Source organism: Streptomyces sp. TM32 (genome assembly GCF_004122755.1).
GTDB classification, from domain to species: domain Bacteria; phylum Actinomycetota; class Actinomycetes; order Streptomycetales; family Streptomycetaceae; genus Streptomyces; species Streptomyces sioyaensis.
The window spans coordinates 1-13,916 of record NZ_SDIG01000169.1; the positions used below are offsets into that span (position 1 = coordinate 1).

The window sequence follows — 13,916 nt, forward strand, 5'->3', positions numbered from 1 at the left end:
GCTCCACGGCCTCGGCGCCGCCCGCCCAGAGGGCGAAGTTGGTGCCGGCGATGCCGTCGGGGCCCGCCACCGCACCGGCCCCGACGGCATCGCCGGCACCAACTTCGCCCTCTGGGCGGGCGGCGCCGAGGCCGTGGAGCTGTGTCTCTTCGACGACGCGGAGCGCGAGACGCGCCATCCGCTCACCGAGCTCACCCACGAGATCTGGCACGGCTTCCTGCCCGGTGTCGGCCCCGGGCAGCGCTACGGCTACCGGGTCCACGGCCGCTGGGACCCCTGGACCGGCGCCCGCTGGAATCCGGCGAAGCTGCTGCTGGATCCGTACGCCAGGGCCGTGGACGGCGACTTCGGCACCCGTACGGAGCCGGCCGGACCGGGGTCCGCGCTGCCCGCCCAGCTCTACGGCCACGTCCGCGACTGGCCGCAGCAGCAGCTCGCCGACACCGTGCGCGACGACCGGGACTCGGCGCCGTACGTCCCCAAGGGCGTGGTGGTGGGCGAGGACACCGCGGACGAGGGCGGCGCCGACGAGTGGCAGGACGACCGCCGGCCCAAGACGCCCTGGCCGGATTCCGTGCTCTACGAGCTGCATGTACGCGGCTTCACGATGCGGCACCCGGGCATCCCGGAGCGGCTGCGCGGCACCTACGCCGGGCTGGCGCACCCCGCCGCGCTGGAGCACCTCGTCCGGCTCGGAATCACCGCCGTCGAGCTGCTGCCCGTCCACCAGTTCGCGCACGAGGACCACCTGGTGCGCCGGGGGCTGCGCAACTACTGGGGCTACAACTCCGTCGGCTATTTCGCGCCACACGCCGGATATGCGGCCACCGGCACCCGCGGGCAGCAGGTCGGCGAGTTCAAGCGGATGGTGCGGGCGCTGCACGACGCCGGCATCGAAGTGATCCTCGACGTCGTCTACAACCACACCGCGGAAGCCGGCGAGCTGGGCCCGACGCTCTCCCTGCGCGGCATCGACAACCGCGGCTACTACCGTCTGGCGGGCGACGCGCGACGCTACGCGGACTACACCGGCTGCGGCAACACCCTGCACGTCGTGCAGCCCCATGTCCTCCGGCTGATCACCGATTCGCTGCGCTACTGGGTCACCGAAATGGGCGTGGACGGCTTCCGCTTCGATCTGGCGGCCGCACTGGCCCGTTCCATGCACGACGTCGACATGCTCTCCCCGTTCCTCGCGGTGATCGCGCAGGACCCGGTGCTGCGCCGGGTCAAGCTGATCGCCGAGCCGTGGGACGTGGGATCCGGCGGCTATCAGGTCGGTGCCTTCCCCCCGTTGTGGACGGAGTGGAACGACCGCTACCGCGACACCGTCCGCGACTTCTGGCGCGGCGCCCAGCACGACGTCCGCGATCTGGGCTACCGGCTCTCCGGGTCGAGCGACCTCTACGCCTGGGGCGGCCGCCGCCCGTACGCCTCGGTCAACTTCATCACCGCGCACGACGGCTTCACCCTGCGCGATCTGGTCACCTACGAGCACAAGCGCAATGCCGCCAACGGGGAGGGCAACCGCGACGGCACGCACGACAACCGCTCCTGGAACTGCGGCACCGAAGGGGAGACCGACGACCCGGACGTCACCGCACTGCGCCACCGCCAGCTGCGCAACCTGCTGACCACCCTCCTGTTGTCGACGGGCGTGCCGATGCTGGTGGCCGGCGACGAGATGGGCCGCACCCAGCACGGCAACAACAACGCCTACTGCCAGGACAACCCCACCAGCTGGCTGGACTGGTCGCTCCTGGACGACCCGCAGTGGCGCCCGCTGGCCGCCCTCGCCGCCCGCCTCATCGCCCTGCGCCGCGCCCACCCCGTCCTGCGCCGGCGGGCGTTCTTCTCCGGGCGGCCGCATCACCAGGGTGGCCTGCGCGATCTGGCCTGGTTCACCGCGGACGGCGCGGAGATGACCGAACAGGACTGGTACACCCCGGGGGCGACGCTGGGCATGTACCTCTCCGGGAACGACATCTCCCAGCGCGACGACCGGGGCATCCGCATCGTCGACGACAGCTTCCTCGCCGTCCTGCACGCCGCCCCCCAGCCCCGCCAGGTCACCCTCCCCGGCCCGCCCTGGGCCCGCGCCTACGAACTCCTCGTCGACACCGCACGCCAGGAGCAGCCGGGTCCGGCGGAGCCGCCGTACGAAGCGGGCGGCACGCTCACCCTGGATGGACGGTCCGTGGTGCTGTTCCGGGCCGTGCCGGGGTGAGGCGCGGCCCGGCCCCTGCCGCGGCGGGCGGCGGCCGGGCAGCGGCTCGAAACAGCGGGCCCGGGCGGTGCCGCGGCGAAATCCACATGAGCGTTGTCAGTGGGGCGCCTTACGCTCACGAGTGATGGCCGATACCGCGCAGACGACGAACCGAACCGACCGGACCGACTTACCCCAACGCTCCGCAGTGCGCTCGCTGTTGCGCCTGTGGCCGTTCATCCGCCCCGTGCGGGCGCGCCTGGGCGTGGCCGCGTGCGTGGCGGTGCTCGCCTCGTGCATCAGCCTGGTCATCCCGCTCGTGCTCAAGTGGCTGGTGGACGGGCCCGTGGCGGCGCGCGACCCGGGCGGGGCGTGGCTCGGCGGCGCCTTCCTGCTGCTCCTCGGGCTGGCCGAGGCGCTGCTGTTCGGCCTGCGCCGCTGGCTGGTGGCCCGCCCGCTGGCCGGGGTCGAGGCGACGATGCGCGAGACGCTCTACCGCCATCTGCAGCGGCTGCCGGTGGCCTTCCACGACCGCTGGCCGTCGGGTCAGTTGCTGTCACGGGGGACCACCGACCTTCAGCTGCTGCGGATGTTCTTCACCTTCCCGCTGATGTTCCTGCTGGTCAACGGGGTGACCATCCTGGTGGGCGCGGTGATCCTGCTGGTCCAACGCTGGTCGCTGGGGCTGGTGCTGCTGGCGCCGGTGCTGCCGCTGATGGTGCTGTGCTCGGTCTTCGAGGCGAAGTACGGGCGGGCGGCGCGCCGGGCGCAGGACCAGGTCGGCGATCTGACGACGGTGGTGGAGGAGTCGGTGCTCGGCATCCGCATCATCAAGGGCTTCGGACGCCATCGCAGCCAGGCCCGTGCCTTCCGGGAGCTGACCCGTGCGCTGCGCTCCACCGAGCTCGGCAAGGCGCGGCTGCTGGCCTGGATCTGGGGCTTCATGACCGCCCTGCCGGAGCTGGCGATCGGCGGCGCCCTGGTGTGCGGGGCGGTGCAGGTGGCCGACGGGGAGCTGTCCGCGGGCACGCTCGTCGCGTTCCTGTCGACGGCGCTGGCGCTGCGCTGGCCGGTGGACTCGATCGGCTTCCTGCTGGCCATGAGCAACGAGGCGGCGGCGGCCACCGACCGGTACTTCGAGGTGATGGACGAGCCCGCGGTAGCGGAGTCGGGGCCGCCCCCATCGGCCGTGCGGATACCACCCCGGACCGCCGGGGCCCCGACGGCAACGGCCGGTGCCGGGGCCGGATCCGGGGCCGCCACCGGCCAAGGGCTGGTCTTCTCCGGCGTCGCGTTCCGCTACCCCGACGCGCCGCCGGACTCCCCGCCCCTCCTGAGGGACATCACCCTGCACATCCGGCCCGGCGAGACGATGGCGCTGGTCGGGGCGACGGGCAGCGGAAAGACCACGCTGACGGCGCTGGTGCCGCGGCTGTACGACCCCACCGCGGGCCGGATCAGCCTCGACGGGCGGGATCTGGCGACGATCAGCCGCGACGAGGCCCGTGCCATGGTCGCGGTGGCCTTCGAGGAGCCGACCCTCTTCTCGGCGACCGCCGCGGAGAACGTCCTGATGGGCGGCGCGGCGTCCCGGCCCGGCGGTGCGGACGCCCAGGACGACGAGCTGCGGCGGGCGCTGGCGGTGGCGCAGGCCGACGGCTTCGTCGACGCCCTCCCGGAGGGCAGCGCGACCCAGGTCGGCGAGCAGGGCCTGAGCCTGTCGGGCGGACAGCGGCAGCGGCTCGCCCTGGCCCGTGCCGTGGTCGGCCGGCCGCGCTTCCTGATCCTCGACGATCCGCTCTCCGCCCTCGATGTGCACACCGAGGCGCTGGTGGAGGCGGCGCTGCGCCAGGTCCTGTCGACCACCACCGCCCTGGTCGTCGCCCACCGGCCGTCCACGGTCCTGCTCGCCGACCGGGTGGCACTGCTGTCCGGCGGCCGGATCGCCGCCGTCGGCACCCATCACGAACTGCTCCGCGACAACCCCGAATACGCCGCGCTGATGTCGGGAGAGGGAGGGGGCGCCCGATGACCACCACCACGGCCGGTCTGCCGTTCGACGATCCCGAGGACCGCGACGGTCCGCCGTCCGACGACTCCAAGGGCCGCACCGCACCGCCCCGGCGGCCGAAGCCGGCACCATCCGGGGCGTCACCATCCGATCCGGCGCCCGAGGTTCCCCCGGCATCCGACTCGTTCGCCCGCGATGCGCTCCCCGCTCCCCGTGGCGCCTCGCGTTCCCTGCTCGCTTCGCTGCTGGCGCCGCACCGCCGCCGGGTCGCGGCGGTGGCCGTCCTGCTGCTGCTCCAGCAGGCCGCCGTGCAGGCCGGGCCGCTGCTGGTCGCCTACGCGCTCGACCGCGCGGTGCCTGCGCTGCGGGCGGGCGAACACGGGCCGCTGCTCGCCGTGGCGGTGGCGGCCGGCGTGTGCGCGATGGCGTCCGGCGCGCTGCAGTTCGGCTTCATCCAGCTCGCCGCGCGCGTCAGCCAGGACGTGCTGCTCGACCTCCGCGGCCGGATCTTCCGGCATGCGCAGGCGCTGAGCCTGGACTTCCACGAGCGCTATACGTCCGGCCGGCTGATCTCCCGGGCCACCACGGACGTGGAGTCGCTGCGCGAACTCCTCGACGAGGGGCTGCAGGAGCTGATCACGATCGTCCTGTCGACGGTCTACATCAGCGTCACCCTGCTCTGGCTGGACTGGGGCCTGGGCGCCGCCGCCCTGGCCTCCGGCGCCCCACTCGCCCTCCTCCTGCGCTCCTTCCGGCATCGCGCGCACCGCGTCTACAGCGCCAAGTCCTCGGCCATGGCGAGCATCATCGTGACGTTCACCGAGACCCTCAACGGCATCCGCCCGGTGCAGGCGTTCCGCCGCGAGCGCGCCAACGACACCGCCTTCGCCCGGCTGAACCACCACCACGAGCGGATCAACGGCGACACGCTCCTGGAAATGGCCCGCTATGTCGTCGGCTCCCGGCTGGTGGCCAATATCGCGCTCGCCGCGATCGTGCTGTGGGGCGCCTGGCGGGTGGCGTCGGGGGACCTGGCGCTCGGCGTGCTGGCCGCCGCGGTGCTCTATCTGCGCCGGCTCTACGACCCGATCGACCGGCTCGGGATGTTCCTCAACTCCTATGAATCCGCGGCCGCTTCGCTCCACAAGATCGCCGGACTGCTCGCCCAGCGCCCTTCGGTCCCGGAGCCGGCAGCCCCCGCCGCGCTGCCCCCGCTCGCGGACGGGCAGCCCGGCCGTGAAGTCGCCTTCCACGAGGTGGGGTTCGCCTACCGCACGGGCGGCGAGGTGCTGCCACGCTTCGATCTGACCCTCACGGCCGGTGAGACCGTCGCCGTGGTGGGAGCCACCGGGGCCGGCAAGTCCACCCTCGCCAAGCTGCTGGCCCGCTTCTACGACCCCAGCGCGGGCCGGGTGCTGCTCGACGGCGTCGATCTGCGCGAGCTGCCCACCGGCACACTGCGCCGCGCCGTGGTCATGGTGACCCAGGAGGCGTTCCTGTTCTCCGGCACGGTCGCCGACAACATCGCTCTGGGCCGACCCGACGCCGGCCGCGAGGAGGTCGAACGCGCCGCGAAGGCCATCGGCGCCCATGACTTCATCACCGCCCTGCCGGACGGCTACGACACCGACGTCCGCAAGCGCGGCGGCCGCATCTCCGCCGGTCAGCGCCAACTGGTGAGCTTCGCCCGGGCGCTGCTCGCCGACCCCGCCGTCCTGATCCTCGACGAGGCCACCAGCTCCCTGGACATCCCCGGCGAACGCGCGGTGCAACGCGCCATGGACACCGTTCTGCGGGGCCGCACCGCCCTGGTGATCGCCCACCGCCTCTCGACCGTCGAGATCGCCGACCGGGTCCTGGTCATGTCCGACGGCCGGATCATCGAGGACGGCCCGCCGGATCGCCTCATAGCCGACCGGGGCCGGTTCGCGCAGCTGCACCAGGCGTGGCGGGACAGTGTGGGGTAGCGGCACCGGCTGTAGGTTCCGCATTCTGATGGACACCGACCACGCGAGAGGGACAACGCTGGGGCACCTTCGCCATTCCGTGGCACTGGCTCCCGTACGTAACCACGGTCGCCCGTATGGTCGTTCGGAGCCCAGTGCGGCGACCAAGTTGCGCTAGGGGCTCGTAGGGGTTCTGGCCCGTCGCCGGCTCTGGTTGAGTCAGGGGCCCCACGTTGACCTTCCAGGAAGGACTCCACGTGTCTCAACCGATAAGTGGCGTCAAGGACCTGCTGAGGGTTCCCGGTCTGCCCCACCTGTTCCTCTGGTCGATGCTGGGCCGGCTCAACGTGTCTGCGCTACCGATCGCGCTGTCGCTGATGCTGGTGCGCTGGAGCAACTCGTACGTCGTCGTCGGCCTGGTCGGCTGCGCACTGACCCTGGGACAGGCCGCGGCCGGGCCCCTGCGCGGACGGGCGGCGGACCGCGGTTCGACCGGCCGGCTGCTGATGATCACGGGCGTCGGCTACGCGACAGGCCTGGCCGTGATCGTGGCGCTCGCGGCGAGGGCGCCCGCGTCCGGATGGCCGGTGGTCGTGGTCGTCGCGCTGGTGACCGGGCTCAGTGCCGTGCCGGTGTCGCAGATCAGCCGGGCGGTGTGGCCCAAGATCGTCGGCTCGGAGCTGACCCCCGCGCTCTACACGGCTGAGGCGACCGCATCGGAGGTGATCACAACCACCGGACCACTGCTCGCCTCCCTGGTCATCGCCGTCGCCGGGCCGTACTGGGCGGTCGGTGTCACGGCGCTGCTGGCCCTGGTCTCGGCCCTCGTCTTCGCCGCCGCGCTCGGCCGCGTCGGCCTGGGCGGCGAGCCGTTGCCGCAGCGCGGCGAGCGGCTCGCCCGGCGGTCCCTGCTGACCGAGGGGCCCTTCGTCCGGGTGGTGGTCATCTCGATGCTGGTCACGGCCGCGATCTTCGCCGTCAACCTGTCAGTGGTGGCCTGGACGCAGAACATCGGCCGTCCTGCCTTGGCCGGGGTGCTGACCGCCTGTTGGACGGCCGGCTCGCTGGCCGGCGGGTTCGCGCTGAGCACCTTTGCCCGGGGACTGCCCCGTGCGCTGCGGGTCGCCGGGATGGCCGCCGGGATGGCCACGCTCGCCGTCCTGCTCCCGCCTGTTCTGGGTACGGTGCCGCTCTGGCTGATCATCGTGGTGCTGTTCCTCGGCGGGACGGCCATCGCGCCGACTCTGGCGGCTACCTACGAGCAGACCGCCGAGGCGTCGCCGGAGGACCGCAGGGCGGAGGCGTTCGGCTGGATGGCGACGGCAACCGCGGGCGGCGGCGCGCTGAGTGTGGCGCTGACCGGGGTGCTGCTCGACTTCTCCGGGCCTGCGCTGCCCGTCGCCGTCGGCGCAGCGCTCGTCGTGGCCGCACTGGCGCTGACCGTATTCGGCCGCAAACCGCGCGCACCGTCGGCCGAAACCGTCGAAGAAGTCACCGCATAATCCGGCCTCGCCCCATCACCCCTTGTTCCACCGGCCGACCGGCATCCGCCGGTCTGCCCGCCGACGTACGCCCGGAGGACGGTCGAGCAGGTCGGCGTGGACGTCGCCCGCGGGCCGGCAATGTGCTCACTGTGCCGGGTCACCGGCGGATCGGAGAACGCAATCATGGCCGAGAGCATTGCGGCCGAACAGGTCAGGCAATTCTCGTACCAGGGCTACGAATTCGCCTGCCGGATCATTGAGTGCCCGGCACCGGTCACCGAGCCGATAGTCGTCTTGTGCGGGGCGTTCCAGAACATCCGCAGCTACCACCGCTACGACACGTACTGGCACGACTCGGCCACCATCATCTGCATGGAGCCGCCGGGCTCGTACTCACCGAATCCGGTGCCGCGGACGGTCGGATACGGCTTCGACGCCGGCGCGCTGGCCTATCTGCTCGACGAACTGGATCTGCCCCGCATCAACCTGCTCGGCGTCAGCCTGGGCGCCGCGCCCACGCACCGGTTCGCCCAGGAGTACCCGGAGCGGCTCGCGCGGCTGATGCTCACCGGCGCGGCGTGGGGCGACACCGCACGTCGCGGGGCCGGCGAACTCGCACACTGGCTGAGCCTGCGCCGGGCGGACGAATTCGGGCGCAAGATGGTGGAACTGTGCGTGAACGGGGACCCGTCCCGAACCGTGCGCAATCGGGAGGCCGTCCGGCGCGCTCTGCTCGACCATCTGAGCACGGCGTCGGAGGCGGAAATGGTGCGGTACCTCGCCGTCGCCCAGCGGTTGGTCGACCATCCGGCGACACTACCGGGCCGGATCTCCGGGATACCCGCCCTGTGCGTGACCGGGGAGCACGACGATCTCGCTCCCCCTGACCTGGCGCGGAGGATGGCCGCCGGCATCGACGGCGCGGCGTTCACGACCATTCGGGAGACCTGCCACGTGTCCTTCCTGGAACGCAATGCCGAGTGGGCCGACCTGGTGCTGCGGTTCTTCACCGATCAGCCGCTGGCCGGCCTCGACTACCTGACCGCCGTGGAACATCCGGCCGGCCGCCCCGAGCACGAAGAGACGGCGTCCTCCGGATGGTGACCGTCGACCTGAGCGCGTACGGCCCCGGTTTCTTCACCGACCCGTACCCCTACTACGCCCGGCTGCGCGAGGCCGGGCCGGTGCACGAGATCGTCTTGGCCGACGGGGACCGGTTCTGGCTGATCGTCGGCTACGACGAGGCCCGGGCGGCCCTGGCCGATCCACGTCTGGCCAAGTCGCTCGACCCGCCGAGCGAGGACGAGCGGCACGTCCTGATCACCGATCCGCCGGACCACACGCGGCTGCGGCGGCTCGTCTCGCGGGAGTTCACCGCGCGCCGGGTGGAGGCGATGCGCCCACGCGTCCAAGAGATCACCGACGGTCTCCTCGAGGAGATGGTGGCCGGGCGGCGGCGAGCCGACCTGGTCCCGTCGCTGGCGTCCGCGCTGCCGATCACCGTTCTCTGCGAACTGCTCGGGGTCCCGTTCGCCGACCGGGAGGACTTCCGCGGCTGGACGGAGCGGGTTCTGGTGCCGGCCGAACCGGGCACCATAGCCTGGTGGAAGAGCCGGGGCTTCGCGCAGGCCGGGACGGCCCTGACGGACTACCTCAAGAACCTGATCGAGGACAAGCGCCGCGCCACGCCGACCGGCGATCTGATCTCCTCGCTGTTGCGGACGAACGCGGAGGACAACGACCGCCTGTCGGCCGCCGAGTTGCACTCGATGGTGTTCATCCTGATCGTCGCGGGCCACGAGACCACGGCCAACCTGATCACCAACGGGGTCCGCGCGCTCCTGGCGCACCCCGAACAACTGGCGGCGCTGCGTACCGACCCGGAGGGCCTGATCGACCAGGCGGTCGAGGAGATGCTGCGCTACGACGGCCCGGTGGAGACGTCGACCAAGCGCTTCACCATCGAGCCCGTCAGCTACGGCGACACGGAGATCCCGCCCGGGGAGACAGTTCTGGTCAGCATCGCGGCGGCGGGGCGTGACCCTGCGCAGTTCGAGCGACCCGACACGTTCGACATCCACCGTGGTACGACCGGCACCCGCAGTGGCCACGTCGCCTTCGGCCACGGCATCCACTTCTGCCTGGGTGCCGGGCTGGCGCGGATGGAGAGCCGGGTCGCGATCCTGACCCTGCTGCGCCGCTGTCCCGACCTGGCGCTCGACATCGATCCGGCCGGTCTCGACTGGCTGCCGGGCATCAGAGTCCGGGGCGTACGCAGTCTGCCGGTGCGCTGGTGAGCGGTCCCGCACGCTGAACCGGCCCGGTCGTCCAGGTAGGTGACGGGGACGGTGCACAAGCGGGCCGGCCGTCCGGGATGCGAGGCGCGTCAACTCCGGAGCGTCACTGCCCGGACGGTGCGCCGGCCCGAGGGGCAGGAGCCGGCTTGCCGCTCGCCCCTCCGCTCCGCGTCGGGTCTCCCGCCCTGGTCATGCCTGGATCCCGAGAGTTCACAAGCCTGGACATCGCCTACTTTTGCTGCCTATCGTCGCGCCATGGTGCAAAGGGTCGAACCTCCGCCGGAACCACCGGTCACTCTCAGTAGTCCAGCCGAGCTTCTCGCCGGCTACCTGGATTTCTATCGGGACGCCGTGCTGCGCAAATTGGCGGGGCTCTCCGACGAGGAGCTGCGCAACAGCCGCCTGCCCTCCGGCTGGATGCCGCTGGCCCTCCTCAAACACCTGGCGTACGTGGAGCTGCGGTGGCTTCAGTGGGGCTTTGCCGGGGAGCAGATCGAAGAGCCGTGGGGCGACGTCAAGATCCGTCGCGGCGAGTGGCACCTCGAACCGGACGAGACCCTCGACGACGTCACGGCGTTCTTCCGGGAACAGTGCGCCCGGTCCCGCGCCATCGTCGCCGCGGCACCGCTGGACGGTAAGGCAGCCACCCTCGGCGGCCGCGTACCGGCCGAGGAAGACCGTCCGACGCTCATCTGGATCCTCTTCCACCTCCTCCAGGAATACGCGCGTCACCTGGGGCACCTCGACATCGCCCGCGAACTGGCGGACGGCACCCTCGGCGAATAGCCGGCCCCACAGGGCCCCGCACTCGGCCCGGCCCAGCCCAACTCCCTGAATCCCAGCGGCTTTCCGTCAGAAACCCGCAGGAACCCGCGTATCTCGCGTCACACCCCCGCACGGCCCGGCGGTACGCGGACAGGATGGTCACGGCGCGAGCGCGGACGACCACAGGGGGGAAGACGGGGATGACGGACGGCTCAAGGGGACCGGGCGACCCGGCCGGGCCGGCCGGCCCGGACCACCGCAGTGCCGGTCGGTACCTCTGGTGGCTGGTGAGCAGTCAGCGGGGGCGGGTCGCGGCGGGCGCGACGTACGGCAGCCTGTGGATGGTGGGGCTGATGCTGCCGCCCTACGTGCTGTCCCGGGCCATCGACGACGGGCTGGTGCCGGGCCGGATGCCGGTGCTGCTGGGCTGGGTTGCCGTGCTGCTGGCGGTCGGGGTGGGCAACGCCTGGCTGGCGGTCATGCGGCACCGCACGATGACCAGGATCCGGATGGACGCCACGTTCCGTACGGTGCGGGGCGTCGTGGCGCAGTCGTTGCGGCTGGGCGCGGCGCTGCCCCGTAAGACGACGGCCGGGGAGGTCGTCACGATCGGGATCGGCGATGTCGCGGTGATCAGCCAGACGCTGACGATGACGGGGCCCGGCGTCGGCGGGGTGCTGGCGTATGCGGTCGTCGCCGTCCTGCTGCTGGCCGTCTCCCCGCTGCTGGCCCTGGTGGTGCTGCTGGGCGTGCCACTGCTCGCGGTGCTGGTGGGGCCGCTGCTGGGCCGGTTGCAGGGGGCGGAGACGCGCTATCGCGAGCGGCAGAGCGGACTGGCGGCGCAGCTGACGGACCTGGTCGGCGGGTTGCGGGTGCTGGGCGGCCTGGGCGGCAAGGAGGTGTTCGCCGCCCGCTACCGGGACGCGTCGCAGGCGCTGCGCGCCGAGGGCTACCGGGTCGGTGCGGTGACCAGCTGGGTCCAGGCGCTCGGCGTCGGACTGCCGACGCTCTTCCTGGCCGCAGTGACCTGGCCGGCGGCCCGGATGGCGGCCCAAGGGACCATCACTGTCGGCGAGTTGGTGGCGGTCTACGGCTATGCGGCGGCGCTGGTGGTGCCGGTGTCGTCCTTCATCGAGGGCGGCTACGACCTCACCCGGGGGCTGGTCGCCGCCCGCCGGGTCGTACGGTTCCTGCGCCTGGATCCGGACACCGCGGACGGCCGGCCGGAATCCGGTCCGGGTCCGGACGTTCCCGAGGCGCCGGCCGTACTGCGGGATCCGGTCTCCGGCGTCGAGGTGGTGCCGGGGCTGCTGACCGTACTGGCCGCCGCCCGGCCGGCCGAGTCGGCGGCGGTGGTCGACCGTCTGGGCCGGTTCGCGGAGTCGGCGGCGACCTGGGGCACGGTGCGCCTCGACGAGCTCGCGCTGTCCCGGGTCCGGGAGAGCATCCTGGTCGCGGACAACGAGGCGGACCTGTTCGCCGGGACGCTGCGCGAGGTGGCCACCGGCCGGCGGGACCGCGGCGACGAGGAGATCGGCCGCGCCCTGCACACGGCCATGGCCGAGGACATCGTCCGCGGTCTGCCGGACGGGCTGGACGCCCCGATCGAGGCGCAGGGCCGCAACCTCTCCGGCGGCCAGCGCCAGCGCCTGCGGCTGGCACGGGCGCTGCTGGCCGACCCGGAGGTGCTGCTCGCGGTCGAACCGACCTCGGCGGTCGACGCCCACACCGAGGCGGGCATCGCGGCCCGGCTGCACACCGCCCGCGCGGGCCGGACGACCGTCGTCACCAGCACCTCGCCGCTGCTGCTGGACCGCGCCGACGTGGTGTGCTTCCTGGTCGACGGCGAGGTCGCCGCCGTGGGCAGCCACCGTGCGCTGCTGGCCGAACAGCCCGGCTACCGGCGCCTGGTGTCACGCGAGGCCGACGAGGCGGAGGGGACCGGCGCCGACGGCGGCCTCGCCCCGGCCCCCGGGTCGGCGGCCGCAGCCGCGGAGGCAGCCGCAGACGCCACGGCGAAGGAGAACGCACGATGACACCGACGACGTCCACGAGTTCCCCCTCCCGGCCCGCCCCGCCGAACGGGACGGCGCTGCCGAACGGGGCGGCACTGCCTGGCGGGACGGCGCTACCGGTCGCCGCCGCGGCCGCGACCCGGCGGGCCGCGCTCCGGCTGATCCGGCTCGACGGGCGGGCGTTCGCCCTGATCCTGGTCCTGAACTCGCTGGCGGCCGGCGCCGGTCTGGCCGGGCCCTGGCTGCTGGGCCGGATCGTGGACGCGGTCCGGGACGGCGCCGGGGTGCGCACCGTCGACCGGCTGGCGCTGGTCATCCTGGTGTGTGCACTGGCCCAGCTGTTGCTCGCACGGTATGCCCGCTGTGCCGGCCACCGCTTCGGTGAGCGGACCGTGGCGCGGGTGCGCGAGCAGTTCGCCGACCGGACGCTGGCGCTGCCCGCGGCGACCGTGGAGCGGGCCGGCAGCGGCGATCTGACCGCCCGCGGCACGACGGATGTCGCCTCGGTCGCCCGGACGCTGCGGGACGCGGTGCCGGAGGTGTTCATCGCCGCGGCGCAGGCGCTCTTCCTGCTCGGTGCGGTGGTGGTCGTCAGCCCGTTGCTCGGGCTGTGCGGGCTGGGGCTGTCGAGCGGGCTGCTGGCGGTCCGGTGGTATCTGCGACGGGCGCGCCGCGCGTATCTGGCGGAAGGGGCGGCCACTTCGGCGCTCGCCGAGCTCCTGGCGGCGACCGCCGCGGGCGCCCGGACCGTCGAGGCGCTGGGCCTCCAGGAGCGCCGGTGGGCGGCGAGCGAGGCGGCCATCGAGCGGTGCCGCGCCACCCGCACCCGCACGCTGTTCCTGCGCAGCGTGCTGCTGCCCGCGGTCGATGTCGCGTACGTCGTCCCGGTGGTCGGGGTACTGCTGGTCGGCGGGCTGCTGCATGGACAAGGCCCCGCCGGTGTGACCTCCCTGAGCCTGGGCACGGTCGTCTCGGCGGCGCTGTATCTGCGGCAGGTGTCGGGGCCGCTGGAGACGATCCTGTTCTGGCTGGAGCAACTGCAGAGCAGCGGCGCCGCGTTCGCCCGCGTCGAGGGCCTGGGCCAGGCCCCGCAGACCACTGGGCCCGCCGCCGCGGCCCGCCTCCCCCACCCGACCCCGCGTGCGTCCAGCGCCGTGACATGGGGGGCGGACCAGCCGGTCGCCGCCAGTTC

General features: G+C 72.9%; 9 protein-coding genes. All 9 read left to right on the forward strand.

The genetic code is table 11. From position 1 onward, the window contains the following. Window positions 1-2,227: glycogen debranching protein GlgX (gene glgX / locus EST92_RS26740; protein WP_129283332.1), on the forward strand; the 2,227-nt coding region annotated here is incomplete at its 5' end. 124 nt (window positions 2,228-2,351) lie between these two features. After that, on the forward strand, window positions 2,352-4,238 hold the full coding sequence (locus EST92_RS26745) for an ABC transporter ATP-binding protein (protein ID WP_129283333.1): 1,887 nt from the start codon (window positions 2,352-2,354) through the stop codon (window positions 4,236-4,238). Then, the gene (locus EST92_RS26750) at window positions 4,235-6,184 is read left to right on the forward strand and encodes an ABC transporter ATP-binding protein (protein WP_129283334.1); all 1,950 of its coding nucleotides are present in this window, start codon (window positions 4,235-4,237) and stop codon (window positions 6,182-6,184) included. The genes EST92_RS26745 and EST92_RS26750 overlap by 4 nt, the downstream gene beginning before the upstream one ends. 236 nt (window positions 6,185-6,420) lie before the next feature. Further along, complete coding sequence (locus tag EST92_RS26755) at window positions 6,421-7,665, forward strand: MFS transporter (RefSeq protein WP_129283335.1); 1,245 nt, start codon at window positions 6,421-6,423, stop codon at window positions 7,663-7,665. Window positions 7,666-7,830: 165 nt separating this feature from the next. Next, entirely contained in the window at window positions 7,831-8,751 is a 921-nt protein-coding gene (locus tag EST92_RS26760; protein ID WP_161981778.1) for an alpha/beta fold hydrolase, read from the forward strand. Beyond that, a complete protein-coding gene (locus tag EST92_RS26765) occupies window positions 8,745-9,944 on the forward strand; it encodes a cytochrome P450 (protein WP_129283337.1) in 1,200 nt (399 codons plus the stop codon). Before EST92_RS26760 ends, EST92_RS26765 begins: the two co-directional genes overlap by 7 nt. A gap of 255 nt (window positions 9,945-10,199) precedes the next feature. Continuing rightward, window positions 10,200-10,730 (forward strand): DinB family protein, encoded by a 531-nt coding sequence (locus EST92_RS26770; protein WP_129283338.1) that lies wholly within the window; start codon window positions 10,200-10,202, stop codon window positions 10,728-10,730. A gap of 179 nt (window positions 10,731-10,909) precedes the next feature. Then, entirely contained in the window at window positions 10,910-12,745 is a 1,836-nt protein-coding gene (locus EST92_RS26775; RefSeq protein ID WP_129283339.1) for an ABC transporter ATP-binding protein, read from the forward strand. After that, on the forward strand, window positions 12,742-13,916 hold a 1,175-nt coding region (locus tag EST92_RS26780), incomplete at its 3' end, for an ABC transporter ATP-binding protein (RefSeq protein WP_135789068.1). The genes EST92_RS26775 and EST92_RS26780, both read left to right, overlap by 4 nt.

Coding starts and splice junctions, on each gene's coding strand:
- EST92_RS26745 (WP_129283333.1), top strand. CDS start 2,352: ATGGCCGATACCGCGCAGACGACGAACCGAACCGACCGGACCGACTTA.
- EST92_RS26750 (WP_129283334.1), top strand. CDS start 4,235: ATGACCACCACCACGGCCGGTCTGCCGTTCGACGATCCCGAGGACCGC.
- EST92_RS26760 (WP_161981778.1), top strand. CDS start 7,831: ATGGCCGAGAGCATTGCGGCCGAACAGGTCAGGCAATTCTCGTACCAG.
- EST92_RS26765 (WP_129283337.1), top strand. CDS start 8,745: ATGGTGACCGTCGACCTGAGCGCGTACGGCCCCGGTTTCTTCACCGAC.
- EST92_RS26770 (WP_129283338.1), top strand. CDS start 10,200: ATGGTGCAAAGGGTCGAACCTCCGCCGGAACCACCGGTCACTCTCAGT.
- EST92_RS26775 (WP_129283339.1), top strand. CDS start 10,910: ATGACGGACGGCTCAAGGGGACCGGGCGACCCGGCCGGGCCGGCCGGC.